The sequence below is a fragment of the Arthrobacter alpinus genome (genome assembly GCF_001294625.1).
Lineage (GTDB): Bacteria > Actinomycetota > Actinomycetes > Actinomycetales > Micrococcaceae > Specibacter > Specibacter alpinus_A.
Genome location: NZ_CP012677.1, coordinates 1,175,735 through 1,198,507, shown reverse-complemented (window position 1 = coordinate 1,198,507; position 22,773 = coordinate 1,175,735). Strand labels below are relative to the sequence as shown.

The 22,773-nt window shown below is 63.7% G+C and carries 16 protein-coding genes; 7 read left to right on the top strand and 9 right to left on the bottom strand.

All coding sequences use genetic code 11. The annotated features are described in order from the left end of the window. The first annotated feature begins 33 nt into the window (after positions 1–33). Positions 34–552, top strand: a complete 519-nt coding sequence (locus tag AOC05_RS05250) for a DinB family protein (RefSeq protein ID WP_062006269.1) — start codon at positions 34–36, stop codon at positions 550–552. Positions 553–571: 19 nt separating this feature from the next. Here the strand turns inward: AOC05_RS05250 and AOC05_RS05245 are convergent, their stop codons facing one another. From AOC05_RS05245 to AOC05_RS05230, 4 genes are all read right to left on the bottom strand, one after another. Continuing rightward, complete coding sequence (locus AOC05_RS05245) at positions 572–1,555, bottom strand: GNAT family N-acetyltransferase (RefSeq protein WP_062006266.1); 984 nt, start codon at positions 1,553–1,555, stop codon at positions 572–574. Between the two features lie 9 nt (positions 1,556–1,564). Continuing rightward, positions 1,565–4,963, bottom strand: coding sequence for a thiol reductant ABC exporter subunit CydD (gene cydD / locus AOC05_RS05240; protein WP_062006264.1), 3,399 nt, complete (start codon positions 4,961–4,963; stop codon positions 1,565–1,567). A 1-nt stretch (position 4,964) separates the two neighbouring features. Then, complete coding sequence (cydB, locus tag AOC05_RS05235) at positions 4,965–6,035, bottom strand: cytochrome d ubiquinol oxidase subunit II (RefSeq protein ID WP_062006263.1); 1,071 nt, start codon at positions 6,033–6,035, stop codon at positions 4,965–4,967. Positions 6,036–6,103: 68 nt separating this feature from the next. Further along, the gene (locus tag AOC05_RS05230; protein ID WP_062006261.1) at positions 6,104–7,699 is read right to left on the bottom strand and encodes a cytochrome ubiquinol oxidase subunit I; all 1,596 of its coding nucleotides are present in this window, start codon (positions 7,697–7,699) and stop codon (positions 6,104–6,106) included. A gap of 166 nt (positions 7,700–7,865) precedes the next feature. Between AOC05_RS05230 and AOC05_RS05225 the strand changes: the two genes are divergently transcribed. Continuing rightward, complete coding sequence (locus AOC05_RS05225) at positions 7,866–8,237, top strand: BlaI/MecI/CopY family transcriptional regulator (protein ID WP_062006259.1); 372 nt, start codon at positions 7,866–7,868, stop codon at positions 8,235–8,237. A 66-nt stretch (positions 8,238–8,303) separates the two neighbouring features. Further along, the gene (locus tag AOC05_RS05220) at positions 8,304–9,254 is read left to right on the top strand and encodes a M56 family metallopeptidase (RefSeq protein ID WP_062006257.1); all 951 of its coding nucleotides are present in this window, start codon (positions 8,304–8,306) and stop codon (positions 9,252–9,254) included. 34 nt (positions 9,255–9,288) lie between these two features. Here the strand turns inward: AOC05_RS05220 and AOC05_RS05215 are convergent, their stop codons facing one another. After that, positions 9,289–11,409, bottom strand: a complete 2,121-nt coding sequence (locus AOC05_RS05215) for a DNA gyrase/topoisomerase IV subunit B (RefSeq protein WP_062006255.1) — start codon at positions 11,407–11,409, stop codon at positions 9,289–9,291. 217 nt (positions 11,410–11,626) lie between these two features. Between AOC05_RS05215 and AOC05_RS05210 the strand changes: the two genes are divergently transcribed. Beyond that, the gene (locus AOC05_RS05210) at positions 11,627–11,851 is read left to right on the top strand and encodes a DUF7455 domain-containing protein (protein ID WP_062009398.1); all 225 of its coding nucleotides are present in this window, start codon (positions 11,627–11,629) and stop codon (positions 11,849–11,851) included. 244 nt (positions 11,852–12,095) lie between these two features. On the opposite strand, the gene AOC05_RS05205 is transcribed toward AOC05_RS05210, so the two are convergent. From AOC05_RS05205 to AOC05_RS05190, 4 genes are all read right to left on the bottom strand, one after another. Further along, on the bottom strand, positions 12,096–13,364 hold the full coding sequence (locus tag AOC05_RS05205; RefSeq protein ID WP_062006254.1) for an RNA polymerase sigma factor: 1,269 nt from the start codon (positions 13,362–13,364) through the stop codon (positions 12,096–12,098). Between the two features lie 271 nt (positions 13,365–13,635). Continuing rightward, the gene (locus tag AOC05_RS05200; RefSeq protein ID WP_062006252.1) at positions 13,636–14,901 is read right to left on the bottom strand and encodes a DUF4192 domain-containing protein; all 1,266 of its coding nucleotides are present in this window, start codon (positions 14,899–14,901) and stop codon (positions 13,636–13,638) included. Between the two features lie 86 nt (positions 14,902–14,987). Continuing rightward, complete coding sequence (locus tag AOC05_RS05195; protein ID WP_062006250.1) at positions 14,988–16,361, bottom strand: MFS transporter; 1,374 nt, start codon at positions 16,359–16,361, stop codon at positions 14,988–14,990. 21 nt (positions 16,362–16,382) lie between these two features. After that, positions 16,383–17,348: a proteasome assembly chaperone family protein gene (locus AOC05_RS05190; RefSeq protein ID WP_062006248.1), complete on the bottom strand. Its 966-nt coding sequence runs from the start codon at positions 17,346–17,348 to the stop codon at positions 16,383–16,385. A 354-nt stretch (positions 17,349–17,702) separates the two neighbouring features. Here AOC05_RS05190 and AOC05_RS05185 point away from each other — a divergent pair, with 354 nt between their 5' ends. The 3 genes from AOC05_RS05185 (at position 17,703) to sucB (ending at position 22,702) form a co-directional block, all read left to right on the top strand. Continuing rightward, positions 17,703–19,226 carry a leucyl aminopeptidase gene (locus AOC05_RS05185; protein WP_062006246.1) on the top strand — a complete coding sequence of 508 codons (1,524 nt, stop codon included), beginning with the start codon at positions 17,703–17,705 and terminating at the stop codon, positions 19,224–19,226. A 284-nt stretch (positions 19,227–19,510) separates the two neighbouring features. Continuing rightward, entirely contained in the window at positions 19,511–20,893 is a 1,383-nt protein-coding gene (gene lpdA, locus AOC05_RS05180) for a dihydrolipoyl dehydrogenase (protein WP_062006244.1), read from the top strand. Between the two features lie 129 nt (positions 20,894–21,022). Next, complete coding sequence (gene sucB / locus AOC05_RS05175) at positions 21,023–22,702, top strand: 2-oxoglutarate dehydrogenase, E2 component, dihydrolipoamide succinyltransferase (protein WP_062009397.1); 1,680 nt, start codon at positions 21,023–21,025, stop codon at positions 22,700–22,702. The last annotated feature ends 71 nt before the right edge of the window (positions 22,703–22,773 follow it).

Below are 22,773 nucleotides of genomic sequence, written 5' to 3'. Positions count from 1 at the left end.
TCGCGCACTTGCGCCCCGGCATAGACTTGGCCCATGCCGATCATTCCTGATGAAAAAGACTGGACCTGGGTACTGTCCAGGCCGTGTCCGGACTGTGGTGTCACCGCAGCGAGTGCCACCCCGGCCACGGTGGCCACTACTATCCCCGCTTTGCTTCCTCGATGGCAGTCGGCCCTGAAACGGGCCAACGTGGACCAGCGCCCCAACGAATCCACCTGGTCGGTGCTCGAATATGGCGCCCACGTCAGGGACGTGTTTGAGGTCTTTGAGGGCCGCCTGGCGCTCATGCTGGAGCAGGAGAATCCGCATTTTGCCAATTGGGGCCAGGACCAGGCCGCCCTGGAAGGCAACTATGCAACACTGGATCCCGCCCAGGTTGCGGCCGAGCTGGTCCAGAATGGCCACGACGCAGCCTCAGCATTCGGCGCCGTCGCCCCCGAGCTGTGGAACCGTAGAGGTTTGCGTAGCAACGGCGCAGAATTCACGATCCTGACCTTGTCCGGCTACTTCATCCACGACGTGATCCACCACCTGCACGACGTCGACGCTTAGGGTTTGGGGCGGGGCGAAATCACAGCACCTTGTCCCACGCCACAGTCCGGCGCAACGGCGTATAGCCCATCCTCAGGTACAGCCCCTGCGCGCCGGTGGGGTTCTCGGTGTCCACGTCAAGGCAGGCATAGTCCATGCCGGCCGCCTTGAAGCGGGCCATGGCGTCGGCCAGCAGGGCCGGTGCAACGCCGCGCCCACGCCAGGGGCGCCGTACACCTAGAACCTCCGTATAGCCCTCTTCCCGGCCCACCGAGGCAAACCGCAGCGGGTCATACATGGACAGCTGGTACCCGGCCACTTCTCCCGTGGCGGCGTCCAGAGCCACGGTTGACCATGCGGGACGGAAGTTCTCATGGTTGAGCAGGAATCCCCACTTGTGCGCGCTGCGCGGGGCCGAACCCCAGTGGTCGGCAAACGCCTCGTTGTGCGCCAACCGGACGACCTCCCCCAGCTCCCGCGAAAACGGCACCAGATGGACGCCGCGTGGTGCGCCAGCCTCCGGCACCTCCGCCAGGGGGCGTAGCATTTCCGAAAAGTACCGTACCGAGGTGTAGCCCGCACGCGTGAGCAACCCGGTGTGGGCGGGGTTGATCTCCTGCGTGTAGCTGCGCACCCGTGCCTGCCCTTGCCCGTCGGTGGCGAACCTGTCGAGAAGGAGCTCCTCCTGCCATGCCAGAACAGCGGCACCGATCCCGCGGCGCTGCCACAGCGGGTCCACGCCACCAAACGCATAGCCCCAATCCCGTTGCGGGTTCTTGGACACATACCCGTAGGCCCGCGGCACCCCCGCATCGTCAACCCCGACGGTGGTGTTCATCGCAACAGGATCCTCCTGGGACTCCAAAACTTCCGCCAGGTCGGAGGCCTGCTCATGCCACACGGCGTCCTCGGCCAGGGCAATGCGCTCGATCAATTCCAGCCAGAGCCGTGCATCCGCCGGCGCCAGCGCCCTGAACGCCAAGCCGCCGGCCACCGGCAGAGGCTGCGGTTCGTGGGTTCTCATGTCCCCAGCCTAGACGCGTGCAGGTTCGCACACCATGGTTTCCTTGCCCAGATCAAGATGCGTATCGGCACCCGCGGCAAGCTCGTCGTCGTGGGTCACCAGCACCACGGCGGCGTTGGCGAGAGCCCTGCGCAGATCGGCGATGAGTTCCTGCGCCTCGTCCTCGCCCAGGTGCGCCGTGGGTTCATCCAACAGTACGACGTCGGAGCCGGCCACGAGCGTTCGGGCCACTGACACCCGGGTCCGTTGCCCGCCGGAAAGCTGGTGTCCGCCGGCGCCCACCCGGGTCTGGAGTCCCTGTGGCAGCGCCCGGAACCAGGACCCCAGTCCCACGGTGTCCAGGGCGTCCTCCAGCTCGGTATCTGTCGGTGTGTCCGTGGAGGGTCGGGCTAGGGACAGGTTGGAGCGCAGCGTGGAGTTGAACAGGTACGACTCCTGGGGACACCAGGCTATGTGTGCCAAGGCGGCGCCGGTGGCAGGGCGCCCATTGAGCGTGTAGCGTCCGGCTTCGGGGGTGAGGAACCCCAACAGGACGGCCAGCAGGGTGGACTTGCCGGAGCCGGAGGGCCCGCTGACACTCCACCAGCGGCCGCGTTCGGTCCCGCCGCTGACGCCCGCGAACACGGGACTTGCCGCCTCCGGGTAGCGGGCCGTGATGTTCTGAACCTCAAGGCAGGTGAGTGCCTCACCGGCCGGTTCGGGGGCCTGTCCGCCCACCACGGTGCGGTGGGTGTCCAGCAGCGGCATGGTGCGCGCCATCATGGCCAGCAGCAGGGGAACCTCGGCCACGGCGTCAACGTACTGGCCGAACGGTTCGGCCAGCGCCAGCATCAGCAGGGCAACCACCGCCACGGCGCGCGGATCGGCCCCGGCAGCAACCGCGCCAACGGTGACGGCAACCGCGGCCAGGGACGTCAGCAAAGAAACTGCCGACTGGCCCAGCCCATTAGCCCAGGCGAGCCGTCGCAACGGGGCTCCCACGCGCACGTCCCGGGCGGTGAACGTCGCGGCCTCGGCGGGCCCCACACCGTTGGCCGCCAACTGTTCTGCGGCGGCAAACAAGGTGGCGGTCCTGCTGGCCAGCCACGAACGGTGGATGGCGGCGGCACCGGATGCCCGGCGCTGAGCCACAAACACCAGCACGGGCAGCAGCAGCAACGCCAGGACGCCGAGCACCACCACCATCCCCGCCACACTAGGCACCATCAGGACCACGGTCAGCAGTACGGCCAGGTAGGACAGGACTGCAGCGGGGATGGGGACCACGGTGCGGGGCAGCGCATCCCTGAGTTCGTCGACGTCGGCCACCAGTGTCCCCAAGGAGCCACCGGAACGGGTGAGCCTGCCCCAGTGGCGCACATTGGATCCCAGTGCGTCCCACAGCTTCAGGCGCAGGGTGGCGGCCCAGCGGAATACTGCGTCATGGGTGAGCAGCCGTTCGCTGTAGCGCAGCACCGATCGGCCGATCCCAAATGCACGCACCCCCACAATGAGTGTCATCAGGAACAGCATGGGCGGCCGGTCGGCGGCCCACACAATGAGCCAGCCGGAGATCCCGGCAAGGGCCGCGGCGCTCAGGGTGGCCAGCGATGACACCAGCACGCCTGCGGCGAAGCGCGGCGAGAGCAACGGCAACGCCTTGAGCCAACGCCACCTGAACCGTTCGGGTGCCCCGGGCTCCGACTCCTTGACAGCGGAGACAGCGGAGAGCTGTGAAGCGCCGCCAGGGCGTGCATCGGCTTCAAACCGGGCCGCCGCCCTCACCTGCTGGGCTCTCACTTCCTGGACCGGGGCCGCAACGCCGCGCAGCAGCACGGCTAGTTCCCTGTCGTGGCTGGCCACCACCAGGGCAACCTTCCCCCGCAGGGCGTTGATGGTCTCGCGGACAGCCTGGGCGGACACCGCGTCAAGGTGCGCCGTGGGCTCATCGAAGAGAGCCACCTCCACAGACGGGTCAAGGGCAATTCTGGCCAAGGCGCGGGCCACGGCCACGCGGCGAAGCTCACCGGGGCTGCATTCCAGCGGCGAACGCCCCGTCAGGTGGCCGGCGTTGACCTGCGCCAGCGAGTCCTGGACGACGGCGGCCGGCACGGGCAGGCCCGACGGTCCGGCGGCGTAGAGGGCCACATCCGCGGCCACCGTGGCCTCCGTGAAGACCGGGTGTTGGGGAACCCACACCGTGGCACTGCGTGGGGAACTGGCCAGGCGGCCGCTGACACGAAGGCCCGCCTCGCCGTCACCAGGGGAAAGTGGCAGCAGCCCCGCCAGGGCGGCCAAGATGGTGGACTTTCCCGTTCCGCTGGGGCCGTCCAGAACCAGGACGCCCCCGGGTTCCACCGAGGCGCTGAAGTTGGACACGGCAGCCTCGCGGCCGCCGGGGTAGGTCACGCTCAGGTTCTGCGCGCGCACAGCAAACGCGCCGTCGTCGTGCCCCTGACTAACGGCCGGGGCCGGCGGTGCGGCGTCCAAGATCTCGTTGACGCGGCGCAGAGCCTCCACGCCGTCCTCACTGCCGTGGTGGGCGGCGCCAAGGTCACGCAGGGGCCGGAAGCACTCAGGGGCCAACATGAGCGCCAGCAGGCCCGCTTCCAGCTCCATGCCTCCATATACGAGGCGGACCCCGATAAAGACGGCCACCACGGCCACTGAAATGGTGCTGATCAGCTCCAGCGCCATGGAGGACAGGAACGCCGTGCGCAAGGTGGTCATGGTGGACTTGCGGTACTGTTCGGAAACCTCGGCGAGGGCCTGGCGCTGGGCATCGGCGCGGCGCAGCCCCACCAGCACGGGCAGTCCGCGAGCCAGCTCCAGCAGGTGGTTGGAGAGCCTGTCCAGCCCCTGGGCCGCCATCTGGACCCGCTCCTGGGTGTGGAAACCAATGAGGATCATGAACACCGGCACCAGCGGCACCGTCAGCACCACAATCAAGGCGCTGACCCAATCCGAAATGAGAATCTGCAGCCCAATCATGGCAGGCAAAACGGCGCAGCTGACAAGCGCCGGCAGGTACGACGTGAAGTAGTTGTCTAGCCCGTCCAGGCCGCGGCTGGCCAGCATAGCTTGGGCACCCACGGCGTTGTTGGTGCCACCGTCCGTGGCCATCGGGTGTCCGCTGAGGCGGTGTGCCACCAGTTTGGCGCGCAACTCTTCCTTGGTGCCCAGTGCGGCTCGGCGGGCCAGGATCTGCTGGCCCCAGATCGCCGCTGCCATGAGCACGGCACCGAGCGTTCCCTGGACCAGCAAACGCGTGGCGTCCGGGCGCACCCCGCCCGCCCATTGCCCCAGCGCATGCGCCAGTGCGGCCATGAGCAGTACCAAGGACACCGCCTTTAGGGCGGCCAGCCCGGCCAGGCCTGCGAGAGCTGTGCGGGTGTTCTTTCCTGTGGGCAGGAGTGGACGGGCACTCATGCTAGACCGCTCCTCCTGTTACACCGGCTGAGGGCGCCGCTGCGGAAAGTCCGACGGCGGGGGCAAAGTCGTGCGGTTCCGGCAGGTGATCTACGGAGATGCGCTTGCGGAAGATCCAGTAGGTCCACGCCTGGTAGGCAAGCACCAGCGGTACTCCAACGGCCGCAACGATGGACATCAGGCGTAGCGTGTACGCGGAGGAGGATGCGTTCTCCACTGTGAGGTTCCACGCCGCGTTGAGCGTTGAGGGCAGGACCACCGGGAACACGGCGCTGAAGATGGCTGCGCTGCCCACCACCAGGAACAAGCCCATGGCCAGGAAGCTGAAACCTTCACGGTCCTTGGAGTTCGCCACCCAGGCGGCCACGGCAGCCGCCACGGCCACCGCGATGAGCAGCCAGCTGAACCATTTGCCGTTGAGCACGGCCAAGGCGATCACCCAGGCCGCCAGCGGGAGCAGGCCAAGGGGCAGCCAGCGCGCCACTAGGCGACGGGCACGGATCCTGACCTCCCCATCGGTCTTCAGGGCAAGGAAAGCGGAGGCATGGACCAGGCAAAAGCCCACCACAGCGAGCCCGCCAAGGACCGCGTACCAGGTGAACCAGGCGAAGGGCCCACCCACGCGGTCGCCGTTCTCGTTCAGCGGCAGGCCGGTGGTGGTCAGCGCCAGCATGGCGCCAATGCCAAAGGCCGCCACGAAGGAGCCCAGGGCGATGGCCCAGTCCCAGACGGTGCGCCAGGTGTCGGAGTGCACCTTGCCACGGTATTCAAAGGCTACGGCGCGGAAGATCAGCCCCAGCAGGACAAACACCAGCGGGATGTACAGCGCAGAGAACAAGGACGCGTACCAGAACGGGAATGCCGCAAAGGTGGCGCCACCGGCCGTCAGTAGCCACACCTCGTTGCCGTCCCAGACCGGGCCCACTGTGTTCAGCAGCAGCCTGCGTTCCTTTTCGTCGCGGGCGAAGACCTTTATCAGCATGCCGACACCCAGGTCGAAGCCCTCCAGGAAGAGGTACCCGGTCCACAGCACTGCAATGAGAATAAACCACAAGGTCGGGAGGAAATCCATTTTCAATCCTTAGTTGCACAAAGTTGTTTCACGGTTGCCCCGGGCGCCGCCCCGGGCAGGTGGCTGGGCTAGTAGGCGAACGCCAGCACATCGTCGTCGGCCTCCGGACCACCGGGGTGCGTGCCGCCGTCGCCGTCGCCCTTGTCGGGGCCATGACCCAGTTCCGGCATGGCACTGACCACCCCTCCACGGATGTACTTGGTCAGCAGCACCACCTCCACCACCAGCAGCACCGCATATACGGTGGTCAGTGCCACGAGCGAGAAGATCACCTCACCCCCGGACACACCGGGTGAGACGGCGGCCGCGGTGAACATGAACACCTGGTCGATCCCGGACATCGCCGGGTTGGGAGCCACCACGAACGGCTGGCGGCCCATCTCGGTGAAGATCCAGCCTGCGGCGTTGGCACCGAACGGGGCCATGATGCCCACCAGTGCCAGGCGCATCAGGCCCTTGGACGCGGGGACGGTGCCCTTCCGGGTCAGGAACAGGGCCACGCCGGCAGCCATCGCGGCCAGCCCGCCAAAGCCGATCATCATCCGGAATCCCCAGTACGTGACGGCCATGATGGGCACGTAGTTGATTTCAGTTCCTGCCCGCTCGCCCAGCATGGGATCATCGGGCAGGTGTGTGCCGTACTTGGCCTGATATTCGGGAACCAGGGTGTTCACGCCCTTGATCTCGGTGGTGAAGTCGTTGTGGGCCAGGAAGGAGAGCAGGCCGGGGACTTCCATGACGGCCACCACATCGGAGCAGTCGCGGCTGCCAACGTCGCCGATCGAGAGGATGGAGAAGCTGGTGCCGTCGTGGCAGGCGGCCTCGGCGGCGGCCATCTTCATGGGCTGCTGTTCAAACATGAGCTTGCCGGAGAGGTCACCGGAGATGGCTGACCCGGCGAAGGCGATCATGGCCACTACCGCACCAATGCGCAGGGACTTGATCCACATGGCGTGGTCCCGCTTGTCCCGTCCGGGAATGGAATCAGAGGAACCGACCACCACGCGGCCGTTGGCGCCGACGGTGTCAATGCCGTCCTTGCGGCGGCGCCACAGCTGGTACCAGGAAATGCCAAGCAGGAATCCGCCAGCCACGGCCAGGGCACCGGTGATGGTGTGGAAGAAGGCCACGAGGGCGGTGTTGTTGGTAAAGACGGCCCACGCGTCAACCATGACAGGGCGGCCCTCCAGCATTTCCACGCCCACGGGGTGCTGCATCCAGGAGTTGGCTACGAGGATGAAGTAGGCGGAGACAATTGAACCGGCCACCGCTATCCACAGGCAGGCCAGGTGTATCCGTGGCGGGAGCTTCTTCCAGCCGAAGATCCACAGGCCCAGGAACGTGGACTCGACGAAGAAGGCCAGCAGTGCCTCCATGGCCAGCGGTGCGCCGAAGACATCACCAACAAAACGGCTGTATTCGCTCCAGGCCATGCCGAACTGGAATTCTTGGACAATGCCGGTAGCCACGCCCATGATGAAGTTGATCAGGAACAATTTGCCCCAGAACTTCGTCATGCGCAGGTATTCTTCCTTGCCTGTGCGCAGCCACGTGGTCTGCAGGATCGCCACCAGCGTTCCCAAGCCGATGGTGAGTGGAACCATCAAAAAGTGGTAAACGGTGACAATCCCAAATTGCCACCGGGCGATGTCTAGGGGGTCCATCAATTTCCTCGATCCGGGAAGGTGAGTATCGAAAAGGCATATTTCTACGTGACGTAGAATTCCAATTTCTACCCAGTGTAGAACATTGTTGTCAGAACCTGTACATTTGGTTGTGAACGAAGAGATTGTTCAACCGGACTTAGCACCTCAATAAAGAAGGATCTTGATGGCTACACTTGGCGACCTCGAACGGGCCGTGATGGATCTTTTATGGGAACACCCGGAAGCGATCACGGCCAACACCCTACGTGACCTGCTCTCACAGCGAACCACCGACGCCGGGCACGACTCCCGGCCATTGGCTGTCACCACCGTTTTGACAGTTCTCTCACGCTTGGAAAAGAAGGGGCTAGTGGAGCGCGAACGCTCCTCCCGCCCTCACCGCTACCGTTCCGTGACGAGCCGGGCGGAGCACACGGCCGAGTTGATGCTGGAGGTTCTCGGCTCCGCTCCCGACCGGGAGGCAGTGCTGGCCCGCTTTATTGGCACAGTCAGCGACGGCGAAGCCGAAACCCTTCGCAAGCTCTTGGGCCGCTAGCACCCAGCGGGGCTGGAGCCGCCATGGCGGCTCCGCGGCCCGCCCAGACACGGTAAGTTTTAATATATGTTTTGGACCTCGTGGCTTTTGGCGGTCCTGGCCATTGCCTTGGCATGGCCAGTTCCCGTCCTTCTTGCGCGCGCCCACTGGCCCGCGAGGGCCCCCTTCGCCGCCATGGTCCTGTGGCAGTCCATAGCGCTGGCCGGTGGGTTGTCCATGATTGGCGCCATGCTCTGCTACGGCCTGGTCCCCCTGGGCGCGAACCTCAGCGACGGTCTCCACGGTCTCCTGCAAATCGCGGTGGGGGAAGAGTCACTGGACACCCTGGGGCTAACCCATGCCTTCGCCTTAAGCGCCGCCACCCTGCTCACCGCGCACCTGGTTTTCACACTCTGGCTGACCTATTTCCGGATCAACCGCCAGCGCCGCCACCACCGCGATCTGCTGCTGCTGCTCAGCTCGCCGTCGAAGGAACGCCCAGGCACCCTGGTCATCAACCACGACGCGCCTGTGGCCTACTGCCTGCCCGGAGGTGCACGTTCGGTGACGGTGCTCTCGGACGGCCTGATGACATTACTGTCCCCGGAAGAGCTGCATGCTGTGTTGCTGCACGAACAAACACACCTGACCCAACGCCATCACCTGCTTTTGTGGACCTTTGCCGCCTGGCGTTCGGCCCTGCCCTGGCTACCCACCTCCAAGCTGGCCCAACGTGCCGTCTCGTCCCTGATCGAGATCATGGCCGACGACGTCGCCTTGCGATCCGTGAGCACCTCAACCCTGGTCACGGCCATCGCCTTGGTGGCAAGCGGATCCGCCCAGCTGCCAGCGGCGTCGCTCGTGGGCAGCGATCTTGAAAAGATTGACACCCCGGCCACGACGTCGGCCAGGCTGAGCCGGCTACTCACCCCGGCCCCCAGCCTCAGCGCCGGGCGGCGGGCCCTCATCGTCACGGGCGCAGCACTGCTACTGGCGGTCCCCACGGCCCTGCTGCTGGTGCCAGGTATCCTGGCCTGACCGCTGCGGGCTTGGCCCGGCTTGGCAGAGAATGCTAGGCGTCGATCCGGTCGGCGTCCAGGTGTTCGCTGCCGGCCACGATGAACTCCTTGCGGGGTGCCACATCCGAGCCCATCAACAGCTCAAAGGTGTGTTCGGCCCTGTCCGCATCGGCGCTGGTCACCCGGCGTAGCATGCGGTGGCGCGGATCCATGGTGGTTTCCGCCAGCTGCTCCGCATCCATCTCACCGAGCCCCTTGTAGCGTTGGATGGGTTTCTTGTACTGCTTTCCCGTTTTCTCCAGCTTGGTCAAGAGCGTGTGGAGCTCATTCTCCGAGTAGGTGTACACCATCTCGTTGGCCTTGGACCCGGCGTTCATGACCTCCACCCGGTGCAGCGGAGGGACAGCAGCATAGACGTTGCCGGCGTCGATCATCGGGCGCATGTAGCGGAAGAACAAGGTCAGCAAAAGGGTGCGGATGTGGGCGCCGTCGACGTCGGCATCGGTCATCAAGATCACCTTGCCATAGCGTGCCGATTCCAGGTCAAAGCTGCGCCCGGACCCTGCCCCCACCACCTGGATCAGGGCCGCACATTCGGCATTCGCCAGCATGTCCCCCACCGACGCCTTTTGGACGTTCAAGATCTTGCCACGGATGGGCAGCAACGCCTGGAAGTCGGAGGAGCGTGCAAGTTTTGCCGTGCCCAGGGCACTGTCACCTTCAACGATGAACAGCTCGGTCTTCTTCACGTCGTTACTGCGACAGTCAGCCAGCTTTGTTGGCAGAGAAGAGGTCTCCAGAGCCGTTTTGCGGCGTTGGGTCTCCTTGTGGACGCGCGCAGAAATACGCGACTTCATCTCCGAGACAACCTTCTCCAGCAACGTGGCGGCCTGAATCTTCTCGCCGCGGGCCGTGGTTTCCAGTTTCGCCTTGAGTTCCTTCTCCACTACCTTGGCCACAATGTTCTTCACCGCAGGGGTGCCCAGAATTTCCTTGGTCTGTCCCTCGAACTGGGGCTCGGCCAGGCGGACGGTCAGGACAGCGGTCATTCCGGCCATGACATCGTCTTTTTCAACCTTGTCCGTGCCAGCCTTGAGCTTGCGCGCGTTGGCCTCAATAACCTTCCTGAAGGTTTTGAGCAGTGCCTGCTCAAAGCCTTCCTGGTGCCGACCGCCCTTGGGCGTGGCGATGATATTCACAAAGCTGCGCATGGTGGTGTCGTAGCCAACACCCCAGCGCAGGGCTATATCGACCTCGCAGTCACGCTCCACGGCAGTGCTGACAAGGTGCCCCTCGGCATTGAGCACCGGCACGGTTTCGGTGAAGGAGCCGTGGCCCTGCAACCGCCAAATGTCGGTGACACCCCCGCCTACGGCCAGGAAGTCAACAAATTCAGTGAGTCCGCCGTCGTGATGAAAAACCTCCTCGTGCGAGGCGAACTCGCCGGGCGTACCAGCCAGACGCCGATCGTCCCGGACGGTGATCTTCAGCCCCGGAACCAGAAAAGAGGTTTGCCGGGCGCGTGCCGCCAGCTCGTCGTAGGAGAATTTCGCATCGGCGGTGAAGATCTGCCGGTCGGCCCAGTAACGGATCCGGGTCCCGGTCACCCCGCGCTTGGTGGTACCAACAATGTCCAAGCTGGATTTGTCGGTGAAAGGCTCAAACTCAACCGACGGGCTCAGGGTCTTACCCAGATCCTTGAAGTGGCCCGGCTCGCCCCGGCGGAAACTCATCTGATAAGTTTTACCGCCGCGGTCCACCTGCGCGTCCATGCGTGCCGAAAGCGCGTTGACCACACTGGCACCAACCCCGTGCAGGCCACCCGACGCTGCGTAAGAGCTACCGCCAAATTTGCCGCCGGCGTGAAGCTTGGTAAGGACCACTTCCAGGCCGGTGAGCCCGGTCTTGGGTTCGACATCCACGGGGATGCCGCGGCCGTCGTCGTGCACCTCAACAGAGTTGTCCCGGTGCAAGATCACGGTGATGTTCTGGCCGTAGCCGGCCAGAGCCTCATCGACCGAGTTGTCGATAATCTCCCACAGGCAGTGCATGAGCCCGCGGGAGTCCGTGGAGCCAATGTACATGCCGGGACGTTTCCGAACGGCTTCCAACCCCTCCAGAACGGAAAGGTGGCGGGCGCTGTAATCGGAACTCGAACGTGCCACTGTTGGCATACTCCTTCTGATGGTGCGGGCGAAGCCTGGGGGCAGGGAAGAACTCGCAGGGAGAATGGCATCTGCCCGCATTCAAGGTTAACCGCTCAATGCCCTCCTCCCCGACAGGCATGCCGGTCCGACACGGCTACGCGGTGAGCGAAAGTGGCCCCGTCGGAGGATGGAATAGGCCCAAAGAGTGGTTGTATAAGTAACAAGATCTATGAAGGAGGCCATCATGAGTACCACCGCCATTGCACGCCTAGAGCTGAACACGATGGATCGCTGCGACCGTTGCGGCGCACAAGCCTATGTCCGGGTTGTGCTGGAATCCTCCGGCGGGGCGTTGCTCTTCTGCGGCCACCATGCCCGCTCAGTCGAGGCGACCCTGAAGCCGCTGTCCTCACAGTGGCATGACGAGACCAGCCGCCTGACGGAGAAGGTCCCCGTCTCCGTTGACTAAGTCTCCGTTGACTAAGAAGCAGTCGACGCAGAGCCGATGAGCTAAACACGCAAAAATGAGGGTTCCGGAGCGATCCGGGACCCTCATTTTTGCGTGTTTACGCGTTCGACGGCGTTACTTTTGCCGCGGCCGGATACAGCTCAGGTCCCTCTAAAAAGGAGAGGACCTGAGCTGCAGTACTGGGCCCACGTACACCAAGTTCCTTCAAAATCGCACCAGCGACTTACAAGGCCGGCGGTTAGAGCTAGTCCAGGTAGTCGCGCAAAACCTGTGAGCGCGACGGGTGGCGCAGCTTGGACATGGTCTTGGATTCGATCTGGCGAATGCGTTCACGCGTCACTCCGTAGACCTTGCCAATTTCGTCTAATGTCTTCGGCTGTCCATCGGTCAAACCAAAGCGCATGGCAACGACGCCGGCCTCACGTTCGGACAAAGTGTCCAAAACTGAGTGCAGCTGTTCCTGCAACAATGTGAAGGACACAGCGTCGGCGGGCACAACAGCTTCGGAGTCCTCAATCAGGTCACCGAACTCGGAATCGCCGTCTTCACCCAGGGGGGTGTGCAAGGAGATGGGCTCGCGTCCGTACTTTTGAACTTCCACAACCTTTTCAGGGGTCATGTCCAATTCTTTGGCCAACTCTTCAGGAGTGGGCTCGCGCCCCAGGTCCTGGAGCATCTGGCGCTGCACGCGGGCCAGCTTGTTGATGACCTCAACCATGTGCACAGGTATGCGGATGGTGCGGGCCTGGTCCGCCATGGCGCGGGTGATGGCCTGGCGAATCCACCAGGTGGCGTACGTGGAGAACTTGAAGCCCTTAGTGTAGTCAAACTTCTCAACCGCACGGATCAAGCCCAAGTTGCCTTCCTGGATCAGGTCCAGGAACAACATTCCGCGCCCCGTGTAACGCTTGGCCAGCGATACGACGAGTCGCAAGTTGGCCTCAAGCAGGTGATTCTTGGCGCGCTTGCCGTCATGCACAATGCGCTGCAAGTCGCGCTTGAGCTGCTCGGACATCTTGCCCTTGTCGGCTTCAAGCTTCTCGTTCGCAAACAAGCCAGCCTCGATGCGCAGGGCCAAATCGACTTCCTGCTCAGCGTTGAGCAGGGCAACCTTGCCAATCTGCTTCAGGTAATCCTTGACAGGATCCGCCGTGGCGCCGGCGGACATGACCTGCTGAACGGGGGCGTCGTCGTCGTCGGAGTCGGAGTAGACGAACCCTGTGCCGGTGGCAACAGGTCTTTCAGCCTTTTCGACACCATCTTCTTGCTCGTCTTCTTCGGCAGCCGGCTCTGAGACGGATTCGTCATGGGCCGCGGCCTTTGCCCTGGTTTTGCGGGCGACGGCAGCCTTGGGTGCGGCAACCGGCGCATCACCTGACGCAGCCGCAGCAGCCTTCTTAGCCGCTATAGTCGCGGCTCGTTTCTGGGCCGGGGTCAGCGGAGCGTCGGCTGACGTTGCAGGATCCTTAGGCTCGTTTGTTGTGGAGTCTTTGCTCGTGGAAGTAGCAGACACAGAAAACCTTTCTTGCGGCGGTCTGTGGAGTCACCTTCGGGCAACACCACTATGACCCTGTCAAGTCCGTGTTGCCATTACGCGTCACTGCCACTTGGAGGGTCTATAGGTTTAACTCGCTAAGTCTCGGTATTGTTCCCACTGAGACCTACAAGATTCGTTCCTTTTTAACCCGCAAGCACACTGCGCTGCGTAAAACACGGACCCCACCGGGTCGCAGCTTTCATTGTCTCATGTTTTCTGCGACCTCCGCGCTTACGGCCCGCACCACTCAGCTCGTCTCCTCCATGAAGCTATAGCCGGGCCAGGCACTTTTTTCGTTCTTCGCCCATGGCGCAATGTAGCCACACTCCAGCAGCTGTTCAAGCAGATGGGCGAGCTTGTAGCCGGGAAAGCTATTCTGGGCCTGCTGAAAGTAAGCGCCCGCCCAGGTCCCCCTCCCGCGGCACCATTGGATCCAGCCCAAGATGCACAATGCAGGAGCGTTTGCCGGCCCCTGCGATGATTGCGCCAAAAACAATAGAAGTTCCTCAGCCCGGTCCAGCCGCGTCCAGTTGGGGGCGTCGTCGCACCGTCCGCCATCGACGTTGCCGCCGAGCAAGACAGCACCAAAAGTGGCTGCAGCACCTCCACCGGCATGATCCGATTCATCCAACACCGTGATGTCATAGCCATCGGCCTGGTTTCCCCCGCACCAGTTCACGGGCACCACCAGCGTCGGGGCATCCGGTGTCAGATACCCGACGCCTAGAAGCCCGGCCAATGACAGCTCAGGGGTCATGGCCAGGGACACCATGACGGCGTCCCTGACACCGGCGTTGCCGAGGCTGGCAAGGAGGTAGGCGCTCATGGCCGCGTCCGGCCGTTCCGGCCAATGCGTCAAGGACCGCTCCCACGCCCCAAGTGTCACCCCGAGCTGAGTTTTACCCAGACCCGATTCCGCCAGAGGTCCCAGGAACGGCAGGATGCTGCGAGAGATCTTCAGTGCGAAGTCTTGATCCGTCACCGCTGTCATGGCGGGGACCCTCTCGTTCGGATTCCCTTCCACCCGCCGTCCGCGGTAGATGAACTCGGCGTTGACAAAGCTCCCAACGATCTTTTCATTGCCTTGTCCGGGCCATGGACAACACGAGGGGTTGGTGCATTCGACGCTACGCCAGTGGTTCTCCCCCACATACCAGGCGTCCCGCACTGGCATTCCCTCGGCTGCGAAGGCCGTGCGCAGGCAGCTGTACAGGTCCTGGTGGGGAAAAATGGCGGGGTCGGTCCAATCGTTGTCGCCAAAGATGGCAATGAGGACGCCGTCCGACTGCTCGTCGCTGGCCAGCTGGCCGGCGGCAATGGCAGCGAATTGTTTCGGATCTACGCCGCCTGCCGGCGGCAGGTCAAGTCGCATGGTTGCCCGCAGGGCCTTGCCGGCCATGCCAATGCACACGAGCGCTTTATCCGGCCAGTACCCCAATATTTGTGGAATGAACGCCAGGAGGTCTTCGCCGTTGCTTACCCGAATTTTCTCTTGCTTCTGTTGTTTTCTCATGGTCCAAGGCTGGTCTGGGCCCGTGTCGAAAACTAGCGTATTTCACCCCGAACACCCACATCTGTGGATAACACGGGCCTCGTTCCCTATTGGGGATCCTTGGAACGCATCCGGGTTAAACGCTCGGCACGCATTTCCCTCTTATACTGCTCCCGCCGCCGGCGGTTGTCCGCCAAGGCGGCACGCAGGGGCGGAACCTGCTCCCCCGCCAGCGCCATCCTGCGCCTGACATCCCGGCGCGCCCTCACCACGGCAACCCCGCCCACTGCGAGGACCACAAATTGGAAAGAGAGCGCAATCTTGAACGAGCCCAAGGAGTAGAGGTCTCCGCCAGAGAATCCGCTGCCGTTGAGTAGGTCCAGGATTAAGCCGACCACATACATGGTGACCAGGGCGGCAAAGAAGCCTCCCACATTGACGATCCCCGTGGCTGTCCCGATGCGGTGGGCGGGGTTGAAAGTCCTTGCGAAGTCAAAGCCAATCATGGAGGCTGGTCCGCCCAGTGCCAGCACCAAGACCAGCACCACAAGCAACCACACGGGGGCAGGGCCCGGGTAGAGGATGACCGCCAGCCACGCCACGGCGATGGCCACGGTCACGGCCAGGACCATGGTGGAGCGCCGCAAGGGGTGCCTGCCCACCCAGCCGCCCAGCAATGGCCCGCAGATCAGGCCCACCACCACAAACAAGCTCAACAGGATGCTGGCAACGGCAGAGTCCAGCCCTTGCCCGGAGACCAGGAATGGGTATCCCCACGTCAGGACGAAGACCGTGCCGGCGAATTGCGTGGCGAAATGGCTCCACATGCCCAGGCGTGTCCCGGGTTGCACCCAAGCCTTCGCCAGGTCGGCAGCGGTGTCTTTGATCCCGTATTTTACTGCGTTGGCCGCCAACAGGTCTGGGCCGTTGCGAAGCACGGTCGCGGCCAGGACGCAGGACAATAAGCCAAGAGCTGCAAGGCCGAGGAACGCCGGGCTCCACCCCCACAGGTGCAGCACTATGGCGAACGGGGCAATGGAGATGAGCTGGCCGAACTGTCCTAGCTGCCCTGTGAGCTGGGTGAGCATGGGCACGCGCCGGGACGGGAACCATGCCGGGATCAGCCGCAGCACCGAGATGAAGGTCATGGCGTCACCGGCACCCACAAAAATACGGCCCACCACACCTTCGGGCACGGAAGTTGCCGCGGCCAGCTGAATCTGGCCGATGGTCATCAGGGCCGCACCCGAGGCGATCATCAGGCGCGGGCCAAACCTGTCCACCAGCACGCCAACAGGAACCTGCAGGACGGCATACACCAGCAGCTGGATGACAGTGAACGCAGACAGGGCCGACGCGCTTGCACTGAATCGCTCAGTGGCCTCCAAGCCCGCGATGCCAAAGGAGGTGCGCTGTGTCACTGCCACGAGGTAGGCGAACACGCCCACACCCCATACGATCCATGCGCGTTTGCTATCCACGCCCTCTAGCCTATGCCCGTCTTACCCCTGGTCGGGATCGGAGCCGCCGTCAGGCCCGGCGTCACGGCTCGCCAGGTACGCCTCGACGGCTGCACCCAGCTCGTCGGCGTCGGGCAACTCGTCTGAGTCACCGGTCAGCAGGGACTTGCGGGCCGTGCCTTCGCTGTGCTCGTCATACTGTTTTTCAAGATTCGCCACCACGGCAGCAACCTCGGCGGAGCCTTCAACCTGCTCGGTGATCTGGCGTTCCACAGCGCGGCCGGCCTCACGCAGCCGTTCGCTGGGGAGCATCAAGGACGCCGCGGCCCCCAAGTATTCCAAACCGGCGACGGCAGCCGGAGGGTACTCGGCGTCGGCAAGGTAGTGCGGGACATGGATGGCATAGCCGGCCACGTTGCGCCCCTGGGCCGTTAGACGATACTCCAACAGGTGCCCGATGGCCGAGGGGATTTCCAGCGTTGACTTCCACGCCGAAATGCCGTCGATGAGTTCGGGCCGGTTGCCGTGGACTGTGGCGCCGATGGGGCGGGTGTGCGGCACCGGCATAGGAACCGAGTGGGCCCATACGGTCAGGTTCACGTCCAGGCGCTCCACCAGCCCCAGCACGGCCAGCGTAAAGCGTTCCCACTGCAGGTCAGGCTCGCTGCCGTTCAAGTACAAGAATGGCTTCCCCAGGGCGTCGATCATACGAAACAGCACCAGCGACGGCGCGCGGTAGTCGCTGAGATGATCCTGCATGAACGTCATGCGGGGCCGCCGGGAGCGGTAGTCAATGAGCTGGTCAATGTCGAAGACGGCCAGTGGCTCGGCGGCCAGGTTGTCGGTGAGCTCCCCCGAAATCTGTGACACCACATGGCCGGCGTCGGCAAAGCCGGTAAAGGACATGAGTAGGTTCAGTCCTTGCAGGTCCTCAGCCTCCAGCAGCACCTCGTTGAGGGCATAGAGGGATTCGGGTTCTTGGAATGGGGTGTACGTGATGTTATTCATAGTCTTCCTCAAGCTTACGTCTCTCACCAGCACAACACCGTGGACGCCCGGAATCATCCCGGACTCCCTTAGTTTTGTTCACCTGCGCTGCGACCAGGCATTTTGGGGGTGCTCAGCCGAAGACGCGAACCTGCACAAACCCGGCTTGGCTACGGTGACACCCAACCGGCGCAACGCACGTAGGCGACGAGATCGCCGGCCGCCGCACCGTGGGGACTTAGGGCAAGGGTGCGCAGGCGGGGTCCACGGCCGCCTGTCGCAGGCGTATGCGAGGTACACACATTGCGTGCAGTGAGACTACGATCGATTGCGAGTGACACAACCAACACAGCCTATCGTGAGGACACATCCACAGTGAGTGCGAGCAAAACCATTTCCTTCAACGTCATCAGCACGGACCTGAAAAAAGTTACCGCCGACGCGCTTGTCATTGGCGTCGGCAAGGGTGCTGACGGTCCCATCATCCTGGACTCCCCGCTGTCCGCCAGCGCCGTGAGCTCCTTGAAAGCCTCCATGGGCGCCCTGGGTGTCAGCGGCGCCGCCGATCAGCTGGTCCGCCTCCCGGCACTGCCTGAGACCGGCACCAAGATCCTGGTCCTTGCCGGCGTTGGCAAGCTCTTGGGCACCGAAATCACCCAGGAGTCATTGCGCCGCGCCGCCGGCTCCGCCATCCGCCAGCTCTCCGGACTCAAGCATGTTGTGTTGGCTTTGCCGACGACGACGGTGGGCCAGGTTTCGGCCATCGCCGAGGGTGCCGCTCTGGGCGCATACCAGTACGCCAGCCTGCACTCCACCACTGCAGGCAAGAAGAGCCCTGTGGCAAAAGTCACCATCCACACCGCCCTGGCCAAGGACCCCGCTCTGGCCGCAACCTTGGAGCGCGCTTCCGTGGTCGCCAAGGCGGTCAACGCCACCCGCACCCTGGTCAACGAGCCGCCGAGCGTGCTCTACCCGTCAACGTTCGCCGACGCCGCCAAGGACCTCGCCAAGGGGCTGCCCGTCAAGGTCACCGTCATGGATGAGAAGCGCCTGCTCAAGGACGGCTACGGCGGCATCATGGGGGTCGGTCAGGGCTCCTCGCGCCCGCCGCGCATGGTCAAGTTGGAATACAAGTCTGACAAATCGGTGGCCGATCTGGCACTGGTGGGCAAAGGCATCACCTTTGACTCCGGCGGAATCTCCATCAAGCCAGGCGCCGGCATGGTCACCATGAAGTGCGACATGGCCGGTGCCGCAGCCGTCTTGAACACTGTGCTTGCTGTGGCCGAGCTGGGCCTGCCGGTCAATGTCACGGGTTGGTTGTGCATTGCCGAGAACATGCCCTCCGGTACGGCCATCCGCCCCTCCGACGTTTTGACGATCTTCGGCGGCAAGACTGTGGAGGTCCTGAACACCGACGCCGAGGGCCGCCTGGTCATGGCCGACGGCCTGGTGGCCGCGTCACAGGAATTCCCCGACGTCATCATCGACGTCGCCACCCTTACCGGCGCCCAGGTGGTGGCCCTGGGCCACCGCACCGCTGGCGTCATGGGCGACGACGGCGTTAGCGCGGCCTTGAAGGCCGCCGCGGACCGTGCCGGGGAGCTCATCTGGCCAATGCCTCTGCCCGAGGAGCTGCGCCCTTCCCTTGAGTCCCCCGTTGCCGACATGGCCAACATCGGCGAACGCATGGGCGGCATGATGACCGCGGCAGTGTTCTTGCAGGAGTTCATCGGCAAGGGCAAGGATGGAGAAACCATCCCGTGGGCCCACCTGGATATCGCCGGACCGGCGTTCAACGAGAGCGCCCCGTACGGGTACACGCCCAAGCAGGGCACCGGCATGGCCGTGCGCACCCTGGTGAGCTATGTCGAAGATGTGGTGGCGCGCAGCGTCTAGCGCATTCTCACTGGAACGGCACTATGCCCTTGGCCCCGCACCTGCTTCGACCCACGGTCGGCGCCGGAGCTGGTGACCAAGGGCATAGTGAGGCTGGACACAAATTCCTTTACTGTGACGGGTGCGGGGTGGAGCATAGAGGAAGTGACCGCTAAGGTGAATGCTGAAAGTATTTGTCTTTTTCATGTCAGGACGCTGCCACTACATCAGCAGGCGTTCTGCCACAACAATTGATGAGATGGCGCACGACACCGTGCGCCACCCAAACGCGAGGGAGCGTCTAAGTGGCCGAACAGGCAGCTGGGCAAGAATTCGACATCCTAATTCTCGGTGGTGGCAGTGGCGGTTACGCCGCAGCATTGCGCGCCATCCAGTTGGGCAAGACCGTTGGGTTGGTGGAAAAGAGCAAGTTGGGCGGCACCTGCCTGCACAACGGCTGCATCCCCACCAAGGCCCTCCTGCACGCCGCAGAGGTGGCCGACCACGCACGCGAAGGCGCCAAGGTTGGCGTCAACGTCGAGCTGAAGTCAATCGACATGGTGGCCGTCAATGCCTACAAGGACGGCATTGTTGCCGGGAAGTACAAGGGTCTGCAGGGTCTCATCAAGGGCAAGGGCATCACCGTCATTGAAGGCGAGGGTAAGCTCACCGCAGCGAACACCATCACCGTCAACGGCGTGAACTACACCGGTAAGAACATCATCCTCGCCACGGGTTCCTACTCCCGCAGCCTGCCCGGCCTGGAAATTGGCGGCAAGGTCATCACCTCGGACCAGGCTCTCACCATGGACTACCTACCCAAGAGCGTGATCGTTCTCGGCGGCGGCGTCATTGGTGTGGAATTCGCTTCCGTCTGGAAGTCCTTTGGCGTGGACGTCACCATCATTGAGGGCATGGCATCGCTGGTCCCCAACGAGGACGCCGCCATCATCAAGGTCCTAGAACGAACCTTCCGCAAGCGCGGCATCAAGTTCAACACCGGCACTTTCTTCCAGGGAGTGGAGCAGAGCGCCGACGGCGTCAAGGCCACCCTGGTTGACGGCAAGACGTTCGAGGCCGAGCTCATGCTGGTCGCCGTCGGCCGTGGCCCTTCCACGGCAGGACTGGGATATGAGGAAGCCGGTGTCACCATGGACCGCGGCTTTGTGATCACCAACGACCGCCTGCACACCGGCGTCGGCAACATCTACGCCGTCGGCGACATTGTCCCCGGCATTCAACTGGCACACCGCGGTTTCCAGCAGGGCATCTTTGTGGCCGAGGAAATTGCCGGACTGAACCCGGTAGTGGTTGAGGATATCAACGTCCCGAAGGTTACCTACTGCGACCCGGAGATCGCCTCCGTTGGCTTGAACGAGAAGCAGGCCAAGGAAAAGTTTGGCGACGAGAACGTTGAAAGCACCGAATACAACCTTGCCGGCAACGGCAAGAGCGCCATCCTGGGCACCGGTGGCATCATCAAGTTCGTCCGCGAAAAGAACGGCCCCGTGGTCGGTGTCCACATGATCGGCTCCCGAGTAGGCGAGCAGATCGGTGAAGCACAGCTCATCGTGAACTGGGAAGCTTACCCGGAGGATGTTGCCAGCTTGATCCATGCACACCCCACCCAGAATGAAGCCCTCGGTGAGGCGGCCATGGCACTGGCCGGCCGCCCACTCCACGGCTAGGAACACTGTACTTAGTGCACCCGGTGCCCGCACCGGGTGCACTAAGCTCAAAGACAAATAATCATTACTCATGAATTTCAATCTCTGGTGCACAAACTTGCACTGCACAAAAAGGAGAACGGGGACGAAATGTCTGAATCCGTGAACTTGCCCGCACTGGGCGAAAGTGTCACCGAAGGAACCGTCACGCGATGGCTCAAGCAGATCGGCGACCGTGTAGAAGTGGACGAACCCCTGTTGGAGGTCTCCACCGACAAGGTTGACACCGAAATCCCGTCGCCGTTTGCCGGCATCCTGGAACAGATTCTGGTTCCCGAGGACGAGACTGCAGAAGTCGGTGCCGTCCTTGCCATCATCGGATCCGGCGACAGCGCTACTGCCGCAGCCCCGGTAGCCGAGGACTCCCCGGTGGCCGAGCCTGCCGAGACCCCGGCCGCACCTGCCCCAGTGTCCACACCTGTCGAGACCCCGGCCCCACCGGCCGGCGACACCTTCGAGGTCAAGCTTCCCGCGCTTGGCGAGTCCGTCACCGAAGGCACCGTCACGCGTTGGCTGAAGGCAGTTGGCGACTCCATCGAGATCGACGAGCCACTGCTCGAGGTGTCCACCGACAAGGTCGACACCGAGATCCCCTCCCCTGTGGCGGGCACCCTGCTAGAGATTCGCGTCCCCGAGGATGAGACCGCAGAAGTGGGTAGCGTCCTAGCATTGATCGGTGCCGCCGGCGCCGCTGCCCCTGCAGCTCCGGCACCCGCTGCCGCTCCCGTAGCAGCACCGGCACCCGCCGCCGCGCCTGCCGCTCCCGTAGCAGCACCGGCACCCGCCGCCGCGCCTGCCGCTCCCGTAGCAGCACCGGCACCCGCCGCCGCCGGCACTGAGTCCAACTACGTGACCCCGTTGGTGCGCAAGCTTGCCAACCAGCACGGCGTTGACATCTCCACCGTCACCGGCACCGGTGTTGGCGGACGCATCCGCAAACAGGACGTCGTGGCAGCAGCTGAGGCCGCCAAGGCCGTTGCCGCCCCGGCCCCCGCAGCTGCTGGCGCCCCGGCAGCGAAGTCCGCTCCCGCCGTCGTGCCTTCCTCATTGCGCGGCACCACCGTGAAGGCACCGCGCATCCGCCAGGTCATTGCCCGGCGCATGCGCGAGTCACTGGAAATCTCCACGCAGCTCACCCAGGTGCACGAGGTTGACATGACGCGCATCGTGAAGCTGCGCGGCAAGGCCAAGGATGCCTTCGCGGCAACCAACGGCGCCAAGCTGACGTACCTGCCGTTCATCGCCAAGGCCGTGGCGGAGGCGCTGAAGGCGCACCCCTCGGTCAACGGTGAGTACAACGAGGAAACTCAGCAGATCACGTACCACAACGCCGAGCACCTGGCGTTTGCCGTTGACACCGACAAGGGCCTGCTGGTTCCTGTCATCGCCAACGCCGGCGATCTGAATCTGGCTGGTCTGGCCACGAAGATCGCCGATGTTGCCGCACGCACCCGCAGCGGCAAGATCGGTCCGGACGAGCTCTCCGGCGGCACGTTCTCCATCACCAACATCGGCTCGGTCGGGGCCCTGTTTGACACCCCGATCATCAACCAGCCCAACGTTGCCATCCTGGGCACCGGCGCGATCGTCAAGCGCGCAATGGTTGTAACCGATGCCGACGGCGATGACGCCATCGCCATCCGTCACATGATGTACCTGTGCCTGACGTACGACCACCGCCTGGTGGACGGCGCGGACGCCGGCCGCTTCCTGCAGACCTTGAAGGCTCGCCTGGAAGAGGGCGCGTTTGAGGCCGATCTGGGCCTGTAAGGACCCCGGTTCGCTGCTGCAGTGAACGCACGACGGCGGTGCGGTGACCTGAGTTTTTAGGTCACCGCACC